This window comes from Pseudomonas sp. zfem001 (assembly GCF_032621725.1).
In the GTDB taxonomy this organism is placed as follows: Bacteria; Pseudomonadota; Gammaproteobacteria; order Pseudomonadales; family Pseudomonadaceae; genus Aquipseudomonas; species Aquipseudomonas sediminis.
This window is the reverse complement of the sequence record NZ_JAVYJI010000005.1, coordinates 76211-99001: the sequence shown is the minus strand read 5'-3', so window position 1 is coordinate 99001 and position 22791 is coordinate 76211. Positions and strand designations below refer to the sequence as shown.

At 63.9% G+C, this 22791-nt stretch carries 20 protein-coding genes and 1 pseudogene; 11 read left to right on the top strand and 10 right to left on the bottom strand.

Translation table 11 applies throughout. The features are described 5' to 3' along the window. The first annotated feature begins 134 nt into the window (after window positions 1-134). The 3 genes from RTH74_RS16840 (at window position 135) to RTH74_RS16830 (ending at window position 3202) form a co-directional block, all read left to right on the top strand. A complete protein-coding gene (locus RTH74_RS16840) occupies window positions 135-605 on the top strand; it encodes a tripartite tricarboxylate transporter TctB family protein (protein WP_316915399.1) in 471 nt (156 codons plus the stop codon). Between the two features lie 13 nt (window positions 606-618). Then, window positions 619-2133 (top strand): tripartite tricarboxylate transporter permease, encoded by a 1515-nt coding sequence (locus RTH74_RS16835; RefSeq protein ID WP_074856959.1) that lies wholly within the window; start codon window positions 619-621, stop codon window positions 2131-2133. A gap of 67 nt (window positions 2134-2200) precedes the next feature. After that, window positions 2201-3202 carry a tripartite tricarboxylate transporter substrate binding protein gene (locus RTH74_RS16830; RefSeq protein ID WP_013717226.1) on the top strand — a complete coding sequence of 334 codons (1002 nt, stop codon included), beginning with the start codon at window positions 2201-2203 and terminating at the stop codon, window positions 3200-3202. Window positions 3203-3255: 53 nt separating this feature from the next. Here RTH74_RS16830 and RTH74_RS16825 read toward each other — a convergent pair whose 3' ends face one another. Beyond that, window positions 3256-4101, bottom strand: a complete 846-nt coding sequence (locus tag RTH74_RS16825; RefSeq protein ID WP_316915398.1) for a helix-turn-helix domain-containing protein — start codon at window positions 4099-4101, stop codon at window positions 3256-3258. Window positions 4102-4232: 131 nt separating this feature from the next. Between RTH74_RS16825 and pobA the strand changes: the two genes are divergently transcribed. The 8 genes and pseudogenes from pobA (at window position 4233) to RTH74_RS16790 (ending at window position 13963) form a co-directional block, all read left to right on the top strand. Further along, window positions 4233-5423 (top strand): 4-hydroxybenzoate 3-monooxygenase, encoded by a 1191-nt coding sequence (gene pobA, locus RTH74_RS16820; RefSeq protein WP_296229855.1) that lies wholly within the window; start codon window positions 4233-4235, stop codon window positions 5421-5423. A 206-nt stretch (window positions 5424-5629) separates the two neighbouring features. Further along, on the top strand, window positions 5630-6682 hold the full coding sequence (locus RTH74_RS16815; protein ID WP_099526321.1) for a TRAP transporter substrate-binding protein: 1053 nt from the start codon (window positions 5630-5632) through the stop codon (window positions 6680-6682). 58 nt (window positions 6683-6740) lie between these two features. Further along, window positions 6741-7271, top strand: a complete 531-nt coding sequence (locus tag RTH74_RS16810) for a TRAP transporter small permease (protein ID WP_296229857.1) — start codon at window positions 6741-6743, stop codon at window positions 7269-7271. Next, a complete protein-coding gene (locus tag RTH74_RS16805; RefSeq protein WP_316915397.1) occupies window positions 7268-8590 on the top strand; it encodes a TRAP transporter large permease in 1323 nt (440 codons plus the stop codon). The genes RTH74_RS16810 and RTH74_RS16805 overlap by 4 nt, the downstream gene beginning before the upstream one ends. A gap of 129 nt (window positions 8591-8719) precedes the next feature. Next, window positions 8720-9994: an OprD family porin gene (locus tag RTH74_RS16800; protein WP_104729325.1), complete on the top strand. Its 1275-nt coding sequence runs from the start codon at window positions 8720-8722 to the stop codon at window positions 9992-9994. Between the two features lie 107 nt (window positions 9995-10101). Continuing rightward, a pseudogene (locus tag RTH74_RS24265) lies at window positions 10102-11181 on the top strand (methyl-accepting chemotaxis protein); the annotation flags it as partial. Next, entirely contained in the window at window positions 11173-12036 is an 864-nt protein-coding gene (locus RTH74_RS24260; RefSeq protein WP_372857331.1) for a methyl-accepting chemotaxis protein, read from the top strand. The pseudogene RTH74_RS24265 and the gene RTH74_RS24260, both read left to right, overlap by 9 nt. 232 nt (window positions 12037-12268) lie before the next feature. Next, complete coding sequence (locus RTH74_RS16790; protein ID WP_316915395.1) at window positions 12269-13963, top strand: FAD-dependent oxidoreductase; 1695 nt, start codon at window positions 12269-12271, stop codon at window positions 13961-13963. An 81-nt stretch (window positions 13964-14044) separates the two neighbouring features. On the opposite strand, the gene pcaC is transcribed toward RTH74_RS16790, so the two are convergent. The 9 genes from pcaC to zapE form a co-directional block, all read right to left on the bottom strand. Continuing rightward, window positions 14045-14440: a 4-carboxymuconolactone decarboxylase gene (gene pcaC / locus RTH74_RS16785; RefSeq protein ID WP_316915394.1), complete on the bottom strand. Its 396-nt coding sequence runs from the start codon at window positions 14438-14440 to the stop codon at window positions 14045-14047. A 27-nt stretch (window positions 14441-14467) separates the two neighbouring features. Beyond that, on the bottom strand, window positions 14468-15256 hold the full coding sequence (gene pcaD, locus RTH74_RS16780) for a 3-oxoadipate enol-lactonase (protein WP_316915393.1): 789 nt from the start codon (window positions 15254-15256) through the stop codon (window positions 14468-14470). Window positions 15257-15265: 9 nt separating this feature from the next. Further along, the gene (locus RTH74_RS16775) at window positions 15266-16618 is read right to left on the bottom strand and encodes a 3-carboxy-cis,cis-muconate cycloisomerase (protein WP_420713169.1); all 1353 of its coding nucleotides are present in this window, start codon (window positions 16616-16618) and stop codon (window positions 15266-15268) included. Between the two features lie 137 nt (window positions 16619-16755). After that, complete coding sequence (gene pcaF / locus RTH74_RS16770; protein ID WP_316915392.1) at window positions 16756-17961, bottom strand: 3-oxoadipyl-CoA thiolase; 1206 nt, start codon at window positions 17959-17961, stop codon at window positions 16756-16758. Continuing rightward, a complete protein-coding gene (locus tag RTH74_RS16765) occupies window positions 17958-18740 on the bottom strand; it encodes a CoA-transferase subunit beta (protein WP_316915391.1) in 783 nt (260 codons plus the stop codon). The genes pcaF and RTH74_RS16765 overlap by 4 nt, the downstream gene beginning before the upstream one ends. Next, on the bottom strand, window positions 18740-19591 hold the full coding sequence (locus RTH74_RS16760; protein WP_316915390.1) for a CoA transferase subunit A: 852 nt from the start codon (window positions 19589-19591) through the stop codon (window positions 18740-18742). Before RTH74_RS16760 ends, RTH74_RS16765 begins: the two co-directional genes overlap by 1 nt. A gap of 131 nt (window positions 19592-19722) precedes the next feature. Next, window positions 19723-20568, bottom strand: coding sequence for an IclR family transcriptional regulator (locus RTH74_RS16755; protein WP_099526311.1), 846 nt, complete (start codon window positions 20566-20568; stop codon window positions 19723-19725). A gap of 238 nt (window positions 20569-20806) precedes the next feature. After that, entirely contained in the window at window positions 20807-21754 is a 948-nt protein-coding gene (locus tag RTH74_RS16750) for an AEC family transporter (RefSeq protein ID WP_099526310.1), read from the bottom strand. Continuing rightward, on the bottom strand, window positions 21748-22791 hold the full coding sequence (gene zapE, locus RTH74_RS16745) for a cell division protein ZapE (protein WP_316915599.1): 1044 nt from the start codon (window positions 22789-22791) through the stop codon (window positions 21748-21750). Before zapE ends, RTH74_RS16750 begins: the two co-directional genes overlap by 7 nt.

Below are 22791 nucleotides of genomic sequence, written 5' to 3'. Positions count from 1 at the left end.
CCTCGCACCTGCCTGTCATGACATGCACAGGAGCTTCCGGCCGCGCCTGATCAGCTCGCTGCTTGCCAGACTGCTGCCAGCGCGCAAAGCCTGACTCAGCCCCTTACCCTCCCCCATTCTGTCGGAGCGATAGCATGAACAAGACAGACAAGATGCTGGTCGGCGAGCGTACGTTCTGCGCCCTGCTGCTGGTGTTCAGCCTGGTGATCTTCTACCTGGCCTACCAGATTTCCGGCTTCTCCTCGGCCAACTCTCCAGGCGCCTTTCCTATCGGCGTGGCGCTGGTGATGATCCTGTCGGCGGTAAAGATTGCCTTCGAACTGGTTGGCAAGGCACGCCCCGACTGCAGTGGCTGGCTCGATGCCTTCCAACAGTTTCGTCGCCAGCATTTCCCCAAAGCTGTGCTGATCTTTGGCCTGCTGGCCGTGACGTACCTGGCGGCTATTCAGTGGGTCAGTTTCTACGTCAGCACCTTCCTTTTTCTGGTGCTGTCGATCGTCTACCTGCGCAATGGCCGCGTTCTCAACGCCATCCTGATCGCAGCTGTGTTGCTGGTGCTGATCTATCTGCTGTTCAGCCTGGCCTTCAGCGTTTACCTGCCATAACGAGGCACCCGAGATGAGCGATACCTTTTCCTACCTGCTGATGGCCTGGAGTGATCCGCAGCTGCTGATGCTGACTGCGCTGGGCACCTTTGCCGGCATTTATATCGGCGCCATCCCAGGCCTGTCGGTGACCATGGCAGTGTCCATCCTGGTGTCCTTCACCTTCTCCTGGGACGTCAACGACGCCCTGGCGCTGATCGTCGGCATCTTCATTGGCGGCGTTTACGGTGGCTCGCGCAGCGCCATCCTGCTGAACATCCCCGGCGCGCCCTCCTCAGTGGCCACGGCCTTCGACGGCTACCCACTGGCACAACAGGGCGAAGCCGGCCGCGCCATTGGCCTGAGCACCGTAATGTCGGTGGTCGGCGGCATCGTCGGCACCATCATGCTTGCCAGTGCCGCACCGCTGATCGGCGATCTGGCTCTGCGGTTCGCTCCGCGCGACTACTTTCTGGTGGCGACCATCGGCCTGCTGCTGGTCGGCAGCCTATCCGAAGGCTCACTGGCCAAGGGCATCTTCGCTGCAGCACTGGGTGCGATCATCGGTCTGGTAGGCATGGACCCGGTCACCGCCGAAGGGCGCTTCACCCTCGGCCAGGTCGAACTGATGGGCGGCATCCACTACGTGGTGCTGATGATCGGCCTGTTCGGCGTCGCCGAGGCCTTCTATCAATTGCATAACCTGGATAGCCCCGTGATTCGGCAGAAGGTCGACAAGATCCTGCCGTCCTTCGCCATGGTCCTGAAATTCCTGCCGCTGTCGATCCGCACCTCGATCATCGGCGTGGTGGTCGGCGTGTTGCCGGGCGTGGGTGGCGACATCGCTGCGCTGATGGCCTACGACCATGCCAAGCGCACCGTGAAAAATCCGTCCAAACCATTCGGCAAGGGTGCCTACGAAGGCCTGGTAGCCCCGGAAACCGCCAACAGTGCAGCGGTCGGTGGCGCCTACGTGCCGATGCTGACCCTGGGCATGCCGGGCGACGCGGTCACCGCGGTGATCATCGGCGCCCTGGTGGTGCATGGCCTTAACCCCGGCCCGATGCTGATGGTAGAGAACCCGCACATTTTCTACTTCACCGTCGGCAACCTGCTGCTGGCCAACGTGTTTCTGATGATCTTCGGCCTGATGGGCATCAAGCTGTTCGCCAAGTTCGTCGAGATGCCCAAGGCCGTGCTGATTCCGCTGATCCTGGTGCTCTGCGTAGTCGGTACCTACTCGATCAACAGCAGCATGACCGAGGTGTACTGGATGCTCGGCTTCGGTGTGCTCGGTTATCTGCTGAAGATCTTCGGCTTCCAGATGGGCCCGATCATCCTCGGCGCCATCCTCGGCCCGCTGATGGACACCTCGTACCGCCAGGCCATGTCCTCGGCCGGCGATCACCCAGGCGAACTGCTGCAGGGTCTGGTCACCAGCCCGCTGTCGCTGATCCTGACCAGCGCGGTAGTGCTGATCCTGCTGGGCAACACCCCGCTACTGAAGAAACTCAAGAGCAAGTTCAGCCCGGCTTCGACCCGCGGCTGATACCCGATTCACCAGGCGTGCCCCGGCCTACAGGGGCTCACAACAACAACCGATGGAGAGTCTCCACATGTTCAAATCGTTACTGACTGGCGCCGCTCTCGGACTCAGCGCCCTCACCATGGCTCTGCCAGCCCACGCCGAATACCCCGAGCGCAGCATCCAGGCGGTCATTCCCTGGGGTGCAGGCGGCGCCACCGACAACGTCATGCGCAGCCTGACTCCGTACGTGGAGAAAGAGCTGGGCGGCAAGTTCATCCTCAACAACCGTCCGGGTGGCACCGCCGTCATCGGCAGCACTCACGTCATGCAGCAACGTCCGAACGGCTACACCATCCTGCTCGGCGCCGAGAACCCGCAGCTCTATAAAGTGCTGAAACTCGCCGACTTCGATTACGCCGACTTCTACCCGGTCAATATCATCGGCCAGAACGTGGTGGTGATCGCCGCCAACGCCGACGCGCCATTCAACAACATGGCCGAGCTGATGGCTGCCGCCAAGGCCAACCCGGACACCCTGCGCATGGGCTCCACCGGTGCCGGCGGCCTGCCGAGCACCGTCAGCGCGATGATCAACGCAGTGGACGAGCTGAAAGTGCGTGAAGTGACCTTCGGTGGCGACGGCCCCGGTATCACTGCACTGATGGGCAAGCACATCGACTTCATGCCGCTGAGCCTGGCCGCCGCGCGCGAGCTGGTACGCAGCGGCAAGCTCAAGGCCCTGGCCGTGTTCGCCACCGAGGAAACCCCGGAACTGCCGGGCGTGGAGCCGATCACCAAGTCCCTGCCGGCCATCGCCGAATACCTGCCTTGGGGTCCGTTCTGGGGCGCCTTCGTGCACAAGGACACTCCGGATGACGTCAAGCAGAAGCTGGTCGATGCTTACGCCAAGGCCGTGGCCAACCCCGAGTTCCAGGGCTTCCTGAAGAACTTCGGTGCACAGAGCCTGAACCTCAGCGGCGCAGAAGCCGAAGAGTTCCTCAAGCGCTGGCAGTCGGTCACCACATGGTCGATGTACAAAGCCAAGGCCATCGAGATTTCCCCGGACTCGGTTGGCATCGCCAAGCCCTGATTCCCGCCTACGGGTGCCTTAGGCGCCCGCCTTCCTTTCGCCTGCATCGCTACTCAGCGATGCAGGCGAAATACCTTCGGCGCCAGCCCGGTGCCTCTTTTGAAAAAGCGCGAAAAATAGCCCGGTTCGGAAAAGCCCAGACTGTCCGAGACCTGGCTTACGGTCATGGTGGTGTACACCAGACAACGCTTGGCCTCGAGCAGCAGACGCTGATTGATCAGCTGCAGCGCGGACTGTCCGGCCAATCGCCGGCATAAGGCATTCAGATGCGCAGTGCTGATGCCCAGACGCGACGCGTAATGCTCGATGGGCAGATGCTCGCGAAAGTGCGTTTCGAGCAATTGCACGAAAGCCTGCACATGCTCACGCCCTCGCCCATGCGCCGGTTCCTGCGCCTCGCTTCGTGCCAGCTGGCGTCGCGCGACAGCAACCAGCAGGACGCTGATCAGCGACTGCAGCATCAGTTCTCGCGCAGGTTGCAGGCGGCCGTACTCCTGACTGATCGACTCGAACAGCGCATCCAGATAACGCCGTTGCTCGTCCACCTCAAAGCACACCGGCGCCTGCAACCACTGCAGACCCAACGGCTGCGCCAGGCTCAGTACGTAGCCTTGAACATCGCAGGAAAAGCGAAAACCGTGGACGCACAGCGCCGGTACGACCTGCAACGAAGCGCGGTCTACCTGGCGTACTTGCCCTTCGATTTCCAGCTCCGCTTCACCCGCCTGCACATAGAGCAACTGCAGCAGATCGCCATGGCGATGCGGTTTGATCTCCCAGCCGTGCAGTTGGCTGCGCTCGGGAATCGATTCGCAGTGAATGAGGTCAGGTGTCGGCCATGCAGCCGTCTCACCGTACAGTTTGAATACCGGTACCGGGGAAGCTTTCGAAGCGGTCATGGCGGCGCTTAAATCATCGAAAAGTCCAAGAATATTTTCCGATATTGCCTTCTAACCCAAGGTGCATCCACAAAAAATACAGACCTGAGCCTGTCATCGGCGTAAAGCCGATGACCTACTGGAGAACAATAATGAACACTCAGGTCGCCATCATCGGCGCAGGCCCTTCCGGCCTGCTTCTCGGCCAACTGCTGCACAACGCCGGCATCGACAACATCATTCTCGAACGCCAGAGCCCGGACTATGTACTCGGCCGTATCCGCGCTGGCGTACTCGAGCAGGGCATGGTCGATCTATTGCGCGAAGCCGACGTTGCCGCACGCATGGATCGCGAAGGCCTGCCGCACGACGGCTTCCAGCTGGCCTTCGATGGTCGCTGCGAACGCATCGATCTCAAAGCCCTGACCGGTGGCAAAGGCGTGATGGTCTACGGCCAGACCGAAGTCACCCGCGACCTTATGGAGGCTCGCCAAGCCAGTGGCGCAATCACCCTGTACAACACCAGCCAGGTGCAACTGCACGAACTCAAGGGCGAACGCCCTTACCTGACCTTTGAGCACGAAGGCCGCTCTCAGCGCCTGGAGTGCGATTACATCGCAGGCTGCGACGGCTTCCATGGCGTATCGCGGCAATCCATACCAGCTGGTGTGCTCAAGGAATTCGAGCGGGTGTACCCGTTCGGCTGGCTGGGCATTCTGGCCGACACGCCCCCGGTGCATGAAGAGCTGATCTACGCCAACCATGAGCGCGGCTTCGCCCTGTGCAGCATGCGTTCACCGACACGCACTCGCTATTACGTGCAGGTCGCCGCCGAAGAGAAGGTCGAGGACTGGTCCGACGAGCGCTTCTGGGACGAACTCAAGCGTCGCCTGCCAGACCAGATTGCCAGTCAGCTGATCACCGGTCCTTCTATCGAGAAGAGCATCGCGCCACTGCGCAGCTTCGTCGTCGAACCGATGCAGTATGGCCGCTTGTTTCTGCTCGGCGATGCCGCGCACATCGTGCCGCCAACCGGTGCCAAGGGGCTCAATCTTGCGGCGAGCGACGTCAGCACCCTCTATCGCATTTTGCTCAAGGTCTACCGAGAAGGCCGCACCGATTTGCTCGAACGCTACTCGGCGATCTGCCTGAGGCGTATCTGGAAAGCCGAGCGTTTCTCCTGGTGGATGACCTCGATGCTGCACCGTTTCCCCGATACCGATGCCTTCAGCCGCCGCATGCAGGAGACCGAACTGGACTACTTCGTCAGTTCCGAAGCCGGCCGCAGAACCATCGCCGAGAACTACGTCGGCCTGCCCTACGAGCCCATCGAACAGGAGTGATGAGCGATATTCGCCCGAGGCCTTCCAAGGAGGCTCTGGGCACACGCAATTCGTTCGTTTATCGCACACTAAGTCGTTAATCGAATTGAATAGCCCCTCGCTAACTCGCACCATGCGAACAGCGAATCCTAGCGGCAGCAGTATTGCAGCCGAGTTTGGCTGTACCTGAGTCGCCTACTAACAATGAATAAGAAAGGACATTTGCGATGCACAAGCTTTCCAAGGCTTTGCTGACGCTGCTTGCCACCAGCGTCATGACCTGGGCCAACGCCGACGAGGCCGAGGTCACCCTCAAGGTTCACCACTTTCTGCCGGCTCACTCGGTGACCCAAGCCGATTTTCTCAAGCCCTGGGCCGAGAAGATCACGGCCGAATCCAATGGTCGGATCCAGTTTCAGTTCTACCCGTCCATGCAATTGGGCGGCACTCCGCCGCAATTGATCGACCAGGCGCGTGACGGCGTCGCCGACATCGTCTGGACCCTGCCTGGCTACACCAGTGGCCGCTTCCCGCTGGCATCGGCATTCGAAATGCCGTTCATGAGCCGCTCCTCCGAAGCCAGCAGCCAGGCCATGTGGGATTTCCTCGAAGCTCACGGGCAGAAGGAGTTCGCCGACGTGCATCTGCTCGCGACTCACCTGACCGATGGTGCACTGCTGCACACGGCGAAAAAGCCGGTGCGCAGCCTGGCCGACTTCCGTGGTCTGAAACTGCGCTCGGCCAACCGTATTTCCACCAAGCTGATCTCCATGCTCGGCGCCACCCCGGTGGCCATGCCGGTACCGCAGGTTCCAGAAGCACTGTCCAAGGGGGTGGTCGACGGCGCCGTGCTGCCTTGGGACGTGGTCCCGGCGCTCAAACTGCAGGAACTGGTCAAGTACCACACCGAAATGGCCCCGGGTCAGCCGGCATTGATGCACACCGCCCTGGTACTGGCGATGAACCCGGCCAAGTACGCCAGCCTGCCCGATGATTTGCGCAAGATCATCGACGACAACAGCGGCCGCGAAATTTCGCGTCAGGCCGGCCATATCTGGGACACCAACGTGATCGAGACCGGGCACAAGCTGGCCGAGGCGCGTGGCAACGAGATCTACGTGCTGCCTGCAGAAGAGCAGGCCAAGTGGATGGCCATCGGCCGCAAGCTGGACAACGACTGGATCAAGGAAGTCGAGAGCAAAGGCAACGAGAACGGCGCCGCACTGTTGCAAGAAGTGCGTGACCTGATCGAGAGCTACAACGCCAAGCTGCCGAACTGATCGCCAACCCTCGTTGTGCTGGCCGGCATCTCACATGCCGGCCTTGCGGAGTCGTCTCATGATCGAAAACCCTGCCTTGCCTGGGCAGCCCCAGCGCACGCGCCCACTCGGCCAGTTGCTCGACACACTGGCACGCTGGTTGGCCCTGGCTGGTGGCCTGGTGCTAGTCGCCATAACTCTGCTGTCGGCCTACAGCATCACCATGCGCAGCCTGTTCGACGCACCACTGCTCGGCGATGTCGAACTGGTGCAGATGGGCTGTGGCATAGCCGTGGTGAGCTTCCTGCCGCTGTGTCAGCTGCGTCGTAACAATGTCATCGTCGATGCCTTCACCTTGCGCGCCTCGGCTACCACCCGTCGTTATCTCGACACGCTCGGCTGTCTGCTGATGGCCGCCTGCGCGGCACTGCTGGCCTGGCGCTCGGTAATCGGTACGCTGGACACTTATCGCAACGGTGAAGAGTCGATCATCATGGGCATCCCGATGTGGTGGTCGATGACCCCCTTCGCCCCGTCTTTCGCCCTGCTGGCCGTCGTTTCCCTGTACACCGCCTGGCTCGACCAGCGCGGTGAGGGAGGCCAGCAATGAGCAGCGTCGCATTGGGCGGACTCTTCCTCGCCTTCCTCCTGGTTCTGCTGGCCATCCGCATTCCGATCGCCATCGCCATGCTGCTGACCGGTATCGCCGGTTACGTCTCGATCAGTGGCTGGGACCCGCTGCTCAATTACCTGAAGACATTGGCCTACGCGCGTTACACCGTGTACGACCTGTCGGTGATCCCGCTGTTTCTGCTGATGGGGCAGTTCGCCTCGCGTGGCGGCCTGGCTACCGGCCTGTTCCGTGCCGCAGCCGCCATGGTCGGGCACTGGCGCGGTGGTCTGGCGATCTCCGCTATCGGCTCCTGCGCTGCCTTCGGTGCGGTCTGTGGCTCATCGGTGGCGACTGCGGCGACCATGGGTCAGGTGGCCCTGCCAGAGCTGCGGCGCTACAAGTATTCCAACTCGCTGGCAGTCGGTTGCCTGGCGGCCGGCGGCACCCTGGGCATTCTCATCCCGCCCTCGGTGGTGCTGGTGATCTACGCCATCCTCGCCCAGCAGAACATCTCCACGCTGTTCATGGCCGCCTTTGTACCAGGCATTCTCGCCGTCATCGGCTACATGATCGCCATCGCCATCTATGTGCGCCTCTTCCCGGACTCCGGGCCAGCGCAGGAGCGTTCGAGCTGGAAACAGCGGCTGCAGGCGCAGCGGGGTGTCTGGCCGGTACTGCTGATTTTCCTGATCGTACTCGGTGGCATCTACGGCGGTTGGTTCACCCCTACCGAGGCAGCAGCCATCGGCACCGTGGGCACCGGTTTCTTCGCATTCACGCTGGGCAAGATGCGCCTGGCCGAACTCAAGGAAGTGCTACTGGGTACCGGCATCACCACCGCGATGATCTTCATGATCCTGCTGGGCGCCGATGTGATGAACGCTTTCCTGGCCATCTCGCAGTTGCCCAACTTCATCGCCGAAGCGATCAGCGGTGCAGGTCTGCCGCCCTTCCTGGTGCTAGCCGGGATACTCATCCTGTACCTGATCCTCGGCTGCGTGATGGACACCATGTCGATGATCCTGCTGACCATCCCGATTTTCTTCCCGGTGATCATGGGGCTGGACTTCTATGGTCTGGACCAGACCGAGAAGGCCATCTGGTTCGGCATTCTGGCCCTGATGGTGGTGGAGATCGGCATGGTTACCCCGCCTCTGGGCATGAACGTGTACGTGATTGCCGGCATGGCGCGTGACATCCCCATGCGTGACGCCTTCAGGGGCATCGTGCCGTTCCTGATTTCAGACATCGTGCGCGTGGTCATCCTCGTGCTCTTCCCATCGATCACCCTGTGCCTCGTGCGCTGGCTGAGCTGACAGAGGATCCGTAATGCACTCAGGCGAACGTCGCTGAACCCCGAATAACTGCCACCACTCTTCCCGATGTAGAAGCGTATCCGCCGCTGCGGAGGGGAGCTTTCAACCTTGAAAAAGGAAACGATAACAATGAAAAAAGCTCTGTACCTCGCTCCAAGTGCAATTGCCGTTGCCATCATGGCCTCCAGCCTCTCGGTCGGAGTCCAGGCCGCCGGCTTCGTCGAAGACGCCAAGGTCACCCTCGGCCTGCGCAATTACTACTTCAACCGCAACTACCTGAACGGCACCGATCCGATGATCGGCCCGGCAACTAATCGCGAGCGTCAGGGCCAGGCCGAAGGCTGGACTCAGAGCTTCATTCTCGATGCCCGTTCCGGCTTCACCGAAGGCACCGTCGGTTTCGGCCTGGATGTGCTCGGTCTTTACAGCATCAAGCTGGACGGCAACCGCGGCGCTGCCAACACCCAACTGATGCCTATTCACGACGACGGCCAGGCTGCTGACCAGTTCGGACGTACCGCCGTAGCGGCGAAAGCCAAGATTTCCAAGACCGAACTGAAGGTCGGGGAGTGGTTCGCCGTACTGCCGATCCTGCGTGCAGACGACGGTCGCTCGCTGCCACAAACCTTCCAGGGCGCACAGCTGACGTCCAACGAGATCGACGGTCTGACTGTGTACGGCGGCCAGTTCTGGAAGAACAGCCAGCGTAACGATGCCAGTCGCGAAGACATGTCGTTCAACGGCGTAGCAGGCGATGACTTCAACTTCGGTGGTGGTGAGTACCGCTTCAACGGCAACAACACCATGGTTGGCGTCTGGCACGCACGCCTGGAAGACGTCTACAAGCAGAGCTACGTGCAACTGACCCACAGCCAACCGGTCGGCGACTGGGTGCTGGGCGCCAACCTGGGCTATGTCACCGGTAAGGAAGAAGGCGCGGCCAAGGCCGGCAAGCTGGACAACAAGGTCTACCAAGGCGCGCTGACCGCCAAGACTGGCAACAACAGCTTCATGGTGGCCTACCAGCGCCTGAGCGGCGATACCAAGTTCATGCGTATCGACGGCGCCAGCGGCGGCACGCTGGTCAACGACGGCTTCACCAACAGCTATGACAACCCGGAAGAACGCTCCTGGCAGATCCGCCACGACTACAACTTCGCCGGCCTCGGCATTCCGGGCTTGACCCTAATGAACCGCTATGTCAGCGGCTCCAATGCGCGCCTCGGTGGCCGTGACGATGCAGAGGAATGGGGCCGTGAATCCGAGCTGGCCTACACCATCCAGGAAGGCAACCTCAAGAATCTGAGCATCCGCTGGCGCAACTCTGACGTACGCCGTGATGGCACTGCTCAGGACATCCACGAGAACCGCCTGATCATCAACTACCCGCTTTCGCTCCTGTAAGCATCACGCTGCATCTCTGCACAAGTGACTCCTAGTGTTACGGCACGTTCAGCCCGTCCTCGTGACGGGCTTTTTTTTGATGTGCACCTGTTCGAGGAAGTACCACCATGCGCTGGATTATCGAACGCAGTGCCGACCTCAAGGTCGGCCACAAACTCCTGCTGGGTTTCTCGCTGGTCGTGCTGCTGACCCTGGCAGTGGCTCTGGGTGGCTGGCGCACCGCCAGCGAGATTCTCGGGCATGCCGGGCAATCGCTGCAGGTCGCGGACCTCAAGCAACAGATCCTGCAGCTGCGTCTGCTGGAAAAGGACTACCTGCTGGCGCCGCTGGCTGGCCATGAGGTGGCGATCACCGAGCAGCACGCACGTATCGCTGCGGACCTGACGGACATCGCCAGCGATACCGAGCAATTCCAACAACTGCAACGAGGCAACGACGCCTACCTGCAGCAATTCACCCAATTGCGTGCCACCCAGTCTCAAGCCGGCACGGCGCAGACCGGGATGGCGATACGCGCCGATGAGGCGCTGATCCAGTTCGAGATGGTCACTCAGGACCAGTTCAACCTGATCCGCGACCAACTGCTCGACGGCGAAAGCGGCGCACAGAACGGTCTCGACCAGGCCGAGGCGGCAGCCCGCCTGAGCCATATGCTGTTGCTACTGCGCCTGGCTGAGGGGCAGTTCATCCGCAGCGCTGACAACGCCGATGCCGACCTCTGGCAGGCACGTTTCGTGACCATGACCGAGGCGGCGCAGCAACTGCGCACGCAACTGGCAGCCCTGCAGCAGGCCTCCCTGGACGAAGCGCTAAGGGCGCTCGACAGCTACCGCGAATCCTTCGAGCACTACCGCCAAAGTCGCGAGGCAGAGCAGCAGCGCCGCAGCCAACTGACCGACCTGGCACAGGGCATGCTGCAGCAAGGCAGCGATCTGCAGCAGCACCAGCAACGCGTCATGCATGAAGGCAATCGCACGTCGCTGCAGGCTCTTGCCCTGCTTACCGCTGCCGCGTTGCTGCTGGCGCTGCTCGCCAGCTGGTTGATTCGCCGCCTGATCGTCGGGCCGTTGCAGCACTGCCTGCTGCTAGCGCAACAGGTTGCAGCAGGCGACCTCAGTGGTGTTCGCAGCGCCATCCGGCGTGACGAGGTCGGCCAGCTTCTCGGGGCGCTGCAGAGCATGCGCGACCACCTGCGCGAATTGATCGAACAGATCGGCGGCAGCGCAACGCAGATTGCCGCGGCGGCAGAACAGCTATCGGCCGTCAGCGAACAGACCCGTGCGGGTGTGCGCGAGCAGAGTGAGGAGTCCGGCCAGACCGCCAGCGCCATGCAGCAAATGGTCGCCAGTGTGCAGCAAGTGGCGGGTGACGCCGAGCACGCCTCGCAAGCCGCGCAACAGGCCGAAGCGCAAACCCGCGACGGTGATCGCCAGGTGCGCCAGGTCGTCGAGCAGATCGAGCGCCTGGCCGCTGAAGTGGCGCACACCGGGCAGACCGTCGGCCAGGTGCAAGGCGAGAGCCAACGCATCGGCAGCGTGCTGGATGTGATCAAGTCCATCGCCGAGCAGACCAACCTGCTCGCGCTCAACGCCGCCATCGAAGCGGCGCGCGCCGGTGAACAAGGCCGCGGCTTCGCCGTGGTCGCCGATGAAGTACGCGCCCTGGCGCGCCGCACCCAGGACTCGACTAGCGAGATCGAAGCGCTGATTGCCAGCCTGCAGCATCGCGTGCAACAGGCCGTCGCTCAGACGCAGGCCAGCCAGAGCCTCAGCCAGGATGCAGTGAGCAGCGTCGAGCGGGCCGGTCAGAGCCTCACGCAGATCAATCAGGCCGTTGCGCTGATCGAGCAGATGAACCAGCAGATCGCCAGTGCCGCCGAGCAGCAGAGTGCGGTGGCGATGGAAATCAACCGTAGCCTGGACAACGTGCGCAGCATCGGCGAACAAAGCGCCAACGCGACCGAACAAACTGCACTGTCCAGCGCCGAGCTGGCCAGGCTGGGTGGCGAGTTGCAGCTGCGCATCGGTCGCTTTCGTACCTGAGGGCTGGAGCTGAGCAGTAGGGTGGACAACGCGCAGCTTGTCCACCATCGCGGCTCATGAGCACGACGCAATCACTGCCCTTTCGCGGATTGCATCCGCGCTACACCGGCAATAATTGATCGCTAACCGCACGACTTCCCGGGTGAATCATCCGACAGTGCTTGGCGCCTCGAGAGTCGCCACATAAAATCCGGAACCAAGTTCCAATAAATAACAAATTCGGAGATCTGCCATGTCCAATGCCCCACTCGACTGCGACCTGCTGGTGGTCGGCTCTGGCGCGGCCGGGCTGGCTGCTGCGGTCAGCGCCGCGCACCTGGGCAAACGGGTGGTCCTGGTGGAGAAGGACGCGGTGCTGGGCGGCGCAACCGCCTGGTCCGGCGGCTGGCTGTGGGCGCCGCGCAACCCGCTGGCCCAGCGCGCCGGCATCGTCGAAGACATCGAACAACCGCGTACCTACCTGCGCAACGAGCTGGGCGAGCATTATCGCCCCGAGCTGGTGGACGCCTTTCTGCAGAACTGCCCGGACATGGTGGCCTTCTTCGAGCAGCACACCGCACTGCAGTTCGTCGATGGCAACGGCATCCCCGATATGCACGGCGACACGCCCGGCGCTGCTACCGGCGGTCATCAGGTCATCGCCGCGCCCTACGATGGCCGCGAGGTGCTCGACCTGTTGCCGCGCCTGCGCAAGACCATGCGCGAGACGTCATTCATGGGCATGCCGATCATGGCCGGCGCCGATCTGGCCGCCTTCCTCAACATGACCCGCTCGCCCAAGGCGCTGCTGCACGTGATCCGGCGCTTCACCAGCCACCTCTACCATCTGGCTCGCTATGGTCGCGCCATGCACCTGGTAAACGGCGTGGCACTGATCGCCCGCCTGGCGCGCTCGGCGCAGGATCTCGGTGTACAGATGCTGGAGTCCACACCCGCGCAACGCCTGATCGTCGAGAACGGCAGCGTATGCGGCGCCGTGGTGCTGCATGCCGGCGAGGAAAAGACTATCCGGGCCAAGGCCGTCGTGCTGGCGGCTGGCGGCTTCCCCAACGATCCGGCACGGCGCAAGGCGATGTTCCCGCGTGATGCCAGCGGCCACGATAACCTCGCCCTGCCGCCAGCCAGTTGTGCCGGCGACGGCCTGCGTCTGGGCGAAAGCGTTGGCGGCTGCGTAGCCGACGACCTGCGCTCGCCAGTGGCCTGGGCACCAGTGTCCAAGGTGCCCTACCCCGACGGCAGCGTCGGCCACTTCCCGCACATCATCGACCGCGGCAAGCCCGGCATCATCGGCGTGCTGCAAAACGGCCAGCGCTTCGTCAACGAGGCCGGCGGCTACTACGACTACGTCGACGCCATGCTCAAGGCCATCCCCGAGGATCAGGAAGCCTGCTCCTGGCTGATCTGCGACCACCGCTTCCAGCGCCGTTACGGCCTCGGCTTCGCACGCCCGGCACCGCTGCCGGTGTCGCCGCATATCCGCAACGGCTACCTCAAGCGCGGCGACACCCTTGAAGAACTGGCTGTCGCCTGCGGCATCGATCCGCTTGGCCTGGTCGCCACCGTCAACGCATTCAACCGCCACGCGCGCCTGGGCGAAGACCCGCAATTCGGCCGTGGCAGCACGCCCTTCAACCGTCGCAGCGGCGATGCCCAGCACGCCGGCCCCAATCCCTGCGTGGCGCCCATCGAGCACGGCCCGTTCTATGCGGTGAAGGTGCAACCGGGCTGCTTCGGCACCTTCGCCGGTCTACGCACCGATGGTCAGGCGCGAGTGCTGGACGCTGGTGGCCAGCCGATACCTGGGCTGTATGCAGCGGGCACGGACATGGCCAGCCCCCTGGGCGGGCACTACCCCTCGGGCGGCATCAACATTGGGCCGGCGCTGACCTTCGGCTATATCGCCGGGCGCCACGCGGCCACGATCTGACATCCTGCGGCCACGGATGGCAGGCATAAAAAAGCGCCGCCCGAATGCGTGGTTCGGGCAGCGCTGCATTGCTCGTAGGAATCAGTCTTCCAGCGATTCCACACCCAGCTCGTCCCACACGGCTTCGGCCAGGTGGAAGGTGGCGTTGGCCGCCGGAATGCCGCAATAGATGGCGCTCTGCATGATCACTTCCTTGATCTCTTCGCGGCTCACCCCGTTGTTCTTCGCCGCGCGCAGGTGCAGCGTCAGCTCGCCCTCGCGGTTCATGCCGATGAGCATGGCGATGGTGATCAGACTGCGGGTGTGACGTGGCAGGCCCGGGCGCGTCCAGATATCGCCCCAGGCATGGCGGGTGATCATCTCCTGGAACTCACTGTTGAACGGCGTGAGTTTCTCCAGGCTGCGGTCGACATGGGCATCGCCCAGTACCGCGCGGCGCACCTGCATGCCGGCGTCGTAGCGTTGTTTCTCATCCATCGATCAATCCTCGAAGAAGGCGTGTGCTCAGGCAGTCAGGAAGACCAGCACGCGCTGGCTGAAGTCATCGCCGGCCTGCACGTTGGACAGGTGCGCGGCGTGGAACGCCACCAGTTCGGCGCCTGCGATGCGTTCCTGCATGAAGCGGCCATGCTCGACCGTGGTGACCGGGTCGCCGCTGCCGCAGACGATCAGCGTCGGCGCCTTGATGCTGCCGAGCTGCTCGCGGTAGTCGGCATCACGCACCGCCGCACAGTTGGCTGCGTAGCCTTCGGGCGAAGTCTGCGCCAGCATGCCGACGATGGGCTCGACCTTGTCCCGATTGGCCTCGGCGAAGTCGGCGGTGAACCAGCGCGAGATCGACGCATCACGCAGATCACGCATGGCCTGCGCGCCACCGGCCAGCACGGTTTCGATGCGCGGGTTCCACACCTCCGGCGTACCGATCTTGGCGGCGGTGTTGCACAGCACCAGGCGCTCGATGCGCTCGGGCGCGTTGATGCCCAGCCACTGGCCGATCAGGCCACCCATGGACAGGCCGCAGAAATGCGCCTTGGCAATGCCCAGCGCATCGAGCAGGGCCAGCACGTCGCGGCCGTTCTGTTCGATGCTGTACGGGCCCTCGCTCACCAGCGAGGCGCCGTGACCACGGGTGTCGTAGCGCAGCACCTGGAAGTGCTGGGTGAAGGCCGGGATCTGGGCGTCCCACATGTGCAGGTCGGTACCCAGCGAGTTGGACAGCACCAGCACCGGCGCACCGGCCGGGCCATCGAGCAGGTAGTTCAAATCGCCATCGGCGAGACGTACGGCAGGCATGGACAACTCCTAAGAGGAAAATTGCGTGTGTTCGGCAACGGCCCGCTCGACCCAGCGGCGGGCCTGGCCCAGGTAATGCGCCGCATCGAGCAGAGAATCCAGCTCGGCAGCAGAGAGTTGTGCGCTGACCTCGGCGTTGTCGCCAAGTACAGCGCGTAGATGAACGCCCTCGCGCACCGCCTGTTTGCAGCACTGTTCGATCAGGTGATGAGCAGCGTCGCGGCCGATCTTCTGCGCCAGGGCGATGCTCACCGCCTCGGCCAGCACCAGGCCCTGGGTCAGCTCCAGATTGGCGCGCATACGCGCGGCATCCACCTCCAGCCCCGGCACCACCAGCAGCGCCTGCTGCAGGGCGCCGGAGACCAGGCAGCACAGCTCCGGCAGGGTGTCCCACTCGGCATGCCACAGACCGAGGCTGCGCTCGTGCTCCTGCGGCATCGCGCTGAACATGGTCGCCACCAGGCCCGGCGCTCGCGTCGCGGCACCGATCAACACCGCGGCGCTGACCGGATTACGCTTGTGCGGCATGGTGGACGAACCGCCCTTGCCCGGCGCCGACGGCTCGAAGACTTCGCCGGCTTCGGTCTGCATCAGCAAGCTGAGGTCACGACCGAGCTTGCCCAGGCTGCCGGCGATCATCCCCAACAGGCTGGCGAATTCCACCAAACGATCACGCTGGGTATGCCAGGGCTGCTCGGGCAGGGTCAGTTCCAGCTCCTGCGCCAGCGCTCCGCTGACCGACCAGCCGGCATCACCGAGCGCCGCTAGGCTGCCGGAAGCACCGCCGAACTGCAGGCTCAGCAAGCGCGGTTTGAGCTCGCTCAGGCGCTGACGATGGCGGGTCACGGCGCCGAGCACACCGGCCAGCTTCATGCCGAGGGTGACCGGCGTGGCCTGCTGCAGCCAGGTACGCCCGGCCAGCGGGGTGTCGATATGACGCTCGGCCTGCGCCGCCAGGGCATCGGCCAGCTTCGCCAGATCGCTTTCCAGCAGGCCAATGGCCGCGCGCAGTTGCAGCACCAGGCCGCTATCCATGGCGTCCTGGCTGGTAGCGCCAAGATGAACGTAACGCTCGGCCTCGGGGTCAGTGGCGGCGATGCGTTTGCCCAGTGCCTTGACCAGCGGGATGGCGGAATTACCCGCCGTAGCGATGGCCTGGGCCAGCGCCGGATAGTCGTAGAGTTCGGCCTTGCAAGCCGCCGCGATGGGCGCCACGGCCTCGGAGGGGATCAGCCCCACGCGCGCCTCGGCCCGTGCCAGGGCGGCCTCGAAGTCGAGCATGCCCTGCACCCGCCCGGCGTCGCAGAAGATCGCGCGCATGGCCGGCGCGGTGAAATAGGCATCGAAAAGTTGGTTGCTCACGCGCGCAACGCTCCTGGGAAAAATGTACAGCTAGTGTGGCATCAACCGGCGGCGCCGCGCACGGCACCGTGGGAGGGCCTCAGCCGCGACGGATCAAAGGCGTCGCCGCTGAAGCGCCTCCCACAAAGTTCAGAGCGTCACACCCGCTCGATGGCCAGCGCCAGGCCTTGGCCGACGCCTACGCACATGGTCGCCAGGCCAAGTTTGCCGCCGGTCTTCTCCAGGTGATGAACCGCAGTCAGCACCAGGCGGTTACCGCTCATGCCCAGCGGGTGGCCGAGGGCGATGGCGCCGCCGTTCGGGTTGACCTTGGCGCTGTCGTCCGGCAGACCGAGGTCGCGGGTGACGGCCAGCCCCTGGGCTGCGAAGGCTTCGTTCAGCTCGATCACGTCGAACTGCTCGATGCTCAGGTTCAGCCGTGCCAGCAGCTTGCGCACCGCCGGCACTGGGCCGACGCCCATGATGCGTGGCGCCACGCCGCCGCTGGCCATGCCCAGCACCTTGGCGCGCGGCTTGAGGCCGTACTTCTGCACCGCTTCGGCCGAGGCCAGGATCATCGCCGAGGCGCCGTCGTTGAGGCCCGAGGCGTTGCCGGCGGTGACGGTCTTGCCTTCGCCATTGACCGGCTTGAGCTTGGCCAGACCTTCGGCGGTGGTGTCGGCACGCGGGTGCTCGTCACGGTCGACGACGATCTCGCCCTTCTTGGTCTTGATCACCACCGGGACGATTTCCTCGGCGTAGTAGCCGCTCTCCTGGGCCGCCGCCGCACGCTGCTGGCTGCGCAGGCCGAAGGCATCCTGGTCGGCGCGGCTGACGCCGTAGTCCTCGGCGACGTTGTCACCGGTGACCGGCATCGGGTCGACGCCGTACTGCGCTTTCATCAGCGAATTTACGAAGCGCCAGCCCAGGGTGGTGTCTTCCAGCTTCTGGCCACGGCCAAAGGCGCTGTCGGCCTTGCCCATCACGTAAGGCGCGCGGGTCATGGACTCGACGCCAGCCGCGATGGCCAGCTCCATCTCGCCCGAGGCGATGGCGCGGAAGGCAGCGCCCACCGCCTCCATACCCGAGGCGCACAGGCGGTTGAGGGTCACGCCCGGCACCGTTTCCGGCAAACCGGCGAGCAACAGCGCCATACGGGCGACGTTGCGGTTGTCTTCGCCGGACTGGTTGGCGCAGCCCATGAACACTTCATCGACGGCAGACCAGTCGACCTGCGGGTTACGCTCGATGAGTGCCTTGAGCGGAATCGCCGCCAGGTCGTCGGCACGCACCGCCGACAACGCTCCATTGAGGCGGCCAATCGGCGTGCGCACGGCGTCGCAGATGAATACGTCGCGGCTCATTCCTCACCTCCAGCCTGACCATGAGCGGCGGCGGTGCGCGCTTCCAGGTCACGCAGGGCGGCCAGTTCCTCAGCTTTCGGCGCCTCGGTGGTGGTCAGGTTGTCGGCGAAGCGAATCTGCCAGCCGGTGTTCTCGATCACCTGCTCGCGGGTCACGCCCGGGTGCAGCGAAGTGACGATGAATTCGTTGGTGCCGGCTTCCGGCTCCATGATGCACAGGTCGGTGATGATCGCCACCGGGCCGTCACCTGGCAGGCCCAGGCGCTTGCGATGATCGCCACCCTCGCCATGGCCAACCGAGGTGATGAAGGCCAGCTTGTCGACAAAGGTGCGATGGCCCTGCTTGAGGATGATCAGCACCTTCTTCGCCGAACCGGCGATTTCCGGCGCGCCACCGGCGCCCGGCAAGCGCACTTTCGGCGCGTGGTAATCGCCGATCACGGTGGTGTTGATGTTGCCGAACTTGTCGACCTGGGCGGCGCCGAGGAAGCCAACGTCGATGCGCCCGCCCTGCAGCCAGTAGCGGAAAATCTCGCCGGTCGGCACCACGGTGTCGGCGGTTTCCGCCAGCTCGCCGTCACCGATGGACAGCGGCAGCACGCTCGGCTTGGCGCCAATCGGGCCGGATTCATAGATCAGCACCACTTCCGGGGCATGGGTCAGGCGCGCCAGGTTGGCGGCCTTGGACGGCAGGCCGATGCCGACGAAGCAAACACTGCCATTGCCGAGGCGGCGAGCGGCAGCCACGGTCATCATTTCATTGGTGTTGAACGCGCTCATCACTTGGCCTCCCCATTCACTTTCGCCTGGTACTGCGCAAAATCCTCGGTGCCACGGATGAACTCGTCGATCCAGGCGGTGAAGGTGTCGCGGTCACGGGCAATCGGGTCCCAGGCCTGGTAGAAGCGGTTGTCGCGCTCGTAATAGCCATGGGCGTAGGACGGATGGGCACCGCCAGGTACCACGCAGACCGCGCTGATGGCCCAGGTCGGCAGCACACAGGCATTCATCGGTGCCTGCAGGTCGTCGACGATTTCTTCGACGGTAACGATGCAACGCTTGGCGGCCAGGGCGGCTTCCTTCTGCACGCCGAGGATGCCCTGGATCAGCACGTTGCCCTTGCGGTCGGCCTTCTGCGCGTGAATCACGGTGACGTCCGGGCGCACGCTGGGGATCGCCGCCAGCTTCTCGCCGCTGAACGGGCAATCGATGAACTTGATCTCCGGATTGACCTTGACCAGATCAGAACCCTGGTAGCCACGCAGCACGGCGAACGGCAGGTTGGAGGCGCCGGCCACGTAGGCGTTGGCCATGGCGGCGTGGCTGTGCTCGCTGATTTCCAGCTTGTGTGGCCAGTGCTTCTCGACCGCGTCGCGCAGGCGGTGCAGCGAGCCGACACCGGGGTTGCCGCCCCAGGAGAAGGTCAGCTTGCGCGCGCAACCGGCGCCGATCAGCAGGTCGTAGACCAGGTCCGGGGTCATGCGTACCAGGTGCAGGTCTTTCTTGCCCTGGCGGATGATCTCATGAGCAGCGGCAGTGGGAATCAGGTGGGTGAAGCCTTCGAGGGCGACGCAATCGCCGTCCTGGACATGGCGCGAAATGGCGTCGCGCAGCGTGATGATGTCGGCCATCGTATTGTTCTCGTCAGGTTGCAGGCGCCACCGAAGCGAGCGCGGTGGATACCTGCCACATTAAAAACTGACCTTGACGAGAACAATCCGATAATCGCCATATCGGGCGATTATCGAACACCTTCGAACGTTTACACCGCGCGGAACAACTGCCCGCTCAACTCTCGGCTGGCCGACAGCATCAGCGGCAGGTAGCGTTTTTCCAGCTCGGCGGCCGGAACGCGAGCAGCGTGGGTGCTGATGTTCATCGCTGCCAGCACGTGGCCGGCGGAGTCGTACACCGGCACCGCCAGCGAACGCAGGCCCTGCTCCAGCTCCTGATCGACGATGCACCAGCCCTGGTGCCGCACGCGCTGCAGGCACTCCCACAGCGCGTCGGGGGTGTGCAGGGTACGGCTGGTCTTGGGCTGCATCTCGGCGTGGGCCAGGTAGTCCTGCAACTGATCGTCATCCAGCGCGGCGAGCAGGATGCGGCCCATCGACGTGCAGTAGGCCGGCAGGCGGCTGCCGACGCTCAGGTCCACCGAGATCAGCCGTTGCGGGATGGCCGAGCGCGCGATGTAGAGCACCTGCTCGCCTTCCAACGTGGCCAGGTTGCAGGCCTCGTGCAGTTGTTCGCTGAGGCGGTCGAGAAACGGCTGCGCGGATACCGCCAACGGCGTCGAGGACAGGTAGGCGTGGCCCAGGGTGAGGACCTTGGGTAGCAGCGAATAGGTGCGCCCGTCGGTGGTGACGTAGCCCAGCTTCATCAGGCTGTAGAGACAGCGGCGCACGGCAGCACGAGGAATCTCGGTGCGGTGGCTGATCTGCGCGATGGTCAGATGGCGTTTGCGCTCCTGGAAGGCGTTGATCACCGCCAGGCCACGGGCCAGGGAAGTCATAAAGTTGGGGTCGCCAGCGAACTCCTCGATACGCTTGGCCGGCGATACGTAGGGCGGCGGAGCAAGACTGGTAAGCGGCGGACGGGTTTCGCTCATGATGACTCCGAAACGGCGATGAACAGCACCTGGCGATTATCGAACCGTCGTGCGGTAATCGCAAATACGCTGAGCGATACAGCGAACGACACTTCTGTAGCCCGGATACAATCCGCGGCCATCGTGTCAGTCATTCCCGGATTTCATCCGGGCTACGAGGCTCAATACCCTTGCCGCCGCCCAGCCCCGGCCATCACGGTCAGGTACCCCTCAGGGTGCGGGCGGGGCTAGCCACTGCTTACGCGAGCAGCCCGCGGAATTCGATGAAGCCGATCAGCGCACTGATGGTGAAGAACGCCAGCACGGTCGCCCCGACCAGCGCCGCCGCACAACGCTCCTCGAGGCCGAAGCGCTGCCCCATGATCGGGTAGATGCTCAGCATCGGCGCACTGGCGAACAGCACCCCGGCCACCAGCATGTGCGGCTCGATGCCCGGCATCAGCATCAGTGCGGTGAACACCGCCAGCGGGTGCAACAGCAGTTTGGCCAGGCTGATTTGCGCCACCTCGCGCCACACGCCATTGGCCTTCATGCCGTACAGGGTGCCGCCGATCACGAACAGCGCCACCGGCGCCGAGGCACTGGCCAGCATGTCGATGGGCCGGCTCAGCAGGGTCGGCAGGTCGATCCCCAGCAACGAGACCGCCAGGCCCAGACTGATACCGACGATGATCGGGTGCTTCAGCAGGCGCTTGAGGGTTTCACCCAGCACCGCCCACTTCGACTGCGCCTGCTGCTGTCCGCTCTCGGCAAGCATCAGCGCCAGGGGGATCATCAGCAGGTTCTCCACCAGCATGCCCAGGGCCAGCGCCACGGCGGCCTGCTCGCCCAGCACCGTGAGCGCGATCGGGTAACCGACGAAACCGCTGTTGGACACCGACACGCCCAGGGCCATGATCGCGCTGCGCGACACGCCCTGCCGGCGCAACCAGAAGGCCACGGCAAAACCGATGGCGAAGATCGTCAGCGAGCCCAGGGCATAGGCGCCCATGTACGGCACGTTGAGCACCTCGCTCAGCGGCCGCTTGGCCAGGGCGTTGAACACCAGGGCAGGCAAGGCGAAGGTGATGACGAAGGTGCCCATGCCGCGCAGTTGTTCGCGGTTGACCAGACCACCCCGTACCGACACGAAACCCAGACCGATCAGGATGAAAATCGGTGCGGTGATGCTGAGTACGGCTAACACGCGACGCAGTTCTCCACAGAGCTGGACAGTTGCTGCAAACGGCTGCGGGTGCGGCTGAAATCGCTGGCGCCGATATCGGCGCACACCTGCTCCAGGCTCGACTCGCTGGCGAGCAGCAGGACCACCCCACTGTCGTAGGCAACGTCGATGAAGTTGATCACCCGCTGCTGCACATCCAGTGACAGCCGATGCAGCGGTGGAACGTTACTGACGGCGACGCAAGCGAGATGTTCGCACAACCACAGGTAATCCGCGGTCGATGACGGCACCTCGAACAGCGCCGAAAAATCCAGCCAGATCCCCTGCCCGCTTCGCCCCCGCAGGGCGAACGAGCGGCGGTTCAGTTGCAGCTCGCCGCCCTCGCCCGCCACGATCTGCAAGGCGCGGCACAACAGGCTGTCGGCCCGTTCGGCAGGCGCCTGGATGAAGCGCCCCCAATCGTGCCGGGTGTGCTGGCGATAGTCTTCGCCGGCATCCAGTTCGAGTACCTGGCAATGGCGCTGCAGCAACGCGATGAACGGTCTGAAGCGTACATGATGGAGCGGGTTCGGGCACAGCCCGGCCGGTGCGAAATTGGACGTGAACACCAACGCCACTCCTTCACGCAGCAGGCATTCGAGCAGGCGCCCGAGGAGAATGGCGTCGCCGATGTCGTGCACATGGAACTCATCGAAGCACAGCAGGCGCGCTTCCCCGGCCAGGTCGGTGGCGATCCGGGCCAGCGGCTCGGGCTGGCCGCTGTAGGCGTTCAGGCGCTGTTGCAGCTCCTGGAGAAAACCGTGCACGTGCACTCGGCGCTTGTTCGCCACGGGCGCGGCGGCGAACAGGCAATCCATGACGAAGCTCTTGCCGCGTCCGACACCGCCCCGCAGGTAGAAACCCGCAGCCGGACGCCGCCAGCGCCGCTTGGGCGCCAGCTGCGCGCCCAGCCAGTCGGCAAGTTGGGCGATGGCCCGCTGCTGGGCGGGGTCGGCGCGAAAGCCCCGGGCCGCCAGCTCGCGGTCGAAGTGACGGCGCACCGCCTCGGCGGGCGCCAC

Excerpts from the sequence above, each read along its gene's own strand:
- RTH74_RS16840 (WP_316915399.1), top strand. The coding sequence starts at position 135 with ATGAACAAGACAGACAAGATGCTGGTCGGCGAGCGTACGTTCTGCGCC.
- RTH74_RS16835 (WP_074856959.1), top strand. The coding sequence starts at position 619 with ATGAGCGATACCTTTTCCTACCTGCTGATGGCCTGGAGTGATCCGCAG.
- RTH74_RS16830 (WP_013717226.1), top strand. The coding sequence starts at position 2,201 with ATGTTCAAATCGTTACTGACTGGCGCCGCTCTCGGACTCAGCGCCCTC.
- RTH74_RS16825 (WP_316915398.1), bottom strand. The coding sequence starts at position 4,101 with ATGACCGCTTCGAAAGCTTCCCCGGTACCGGTATTCAAACTGTACGGT.
- pobA (WP_296229855.1), top strand. The coding sequence starts at position 4,233 with ATGAACACTCAGGTCGCCATCATCGGCGCAGGCCCTTCCGGCCTGCTT.
- RTH74_RS16815 (WP_099526321.1), top strand. The coding sequence starts at position 5,630 with ATGCACAAGCTTTCCAAGGCTTTGCTGACGCTGCTTGCCACCAGCGTC.
- RTH74_RS16810 (WP_296229857.1), top strand. The coding sequence starts at position 6,741 with ATGATCGAAAACCCTGCCTTGCCTGGGCAGCCCCAGCGCACGCGCCCA.
- RTH74_RS16805 (WP_316915397.1), top strand. The coding sequence starts at position 7,268 with ATGAGCAGCGTCGCATTGGGCGGACTCTTCCTCGCCTTCCTCCTGGTT.
- RTH74_RS16800 (WP_104729325.1), top strand. The coding sequence starts at position 8,720 with ATGAAAAAAGCTCTGTACCTCGCTCCAAGTGCAATTGCCGTTGCCATC.
- RTH74_RS24260 (WP_372857331.1), top strand. The coding sequence starts at position 11,173 with ATGCGCGACCACCTGCGCGAATTGATCGAACAGATCGGCGGCAGCGCA.
- RTH74_RS16790 (WP_316915395.1), top strand. The coding sequence starts at position 12,269 with ATGTCCAATGCCCCACTCGACTGCGACCTGCTGGTGGTCGGCTCTGGC.
- pcaC (WP_316915394.1), bottom strand. The coding sequence starts at position 14,440 with ATGGATGAGAAACAACGCTACGACGCCGGCATGCAGGTGCGCCGCGCG.
- pcaD (WP_316915393.1), bottom strand. The coding sequence starts at position 15,256 with ATGCCTGCCGTACGTCTCGCCGATGGCGATTTGAACTACCTGCTCGAT.
- pcaF (WP_316915392.1), bottom strand. The coding sequence starts at position 17,961 with ATGAGCCGCGACGTATTCATCTGCGACGCCGTGCGCACGCCGATTGGC.
- RTH74_RS16765 (WP_316915391.1), bottom strand. The coding sequence starts at position 18,740 with ATGAGCGCGTTCAACACCAATGAAATGATGACCGTGGCTGCCGCTCGC.
- RTH74_RS16760 (WP_316915390.1), bottom strand. The coding sequence starts at position 19,591 with ATGGCCGACATCATCACGCTGCGCGACGCCATTTCGCGCCATGTCCAG.
- RTH74_RS16755 (WP_099526311.1), bottom strand. The coding sequence starts at position 20,568 with ATGAGCGAAACCCGTCCGCCGCTTACCAGTCTTGCTCCGCCGCCCTAC.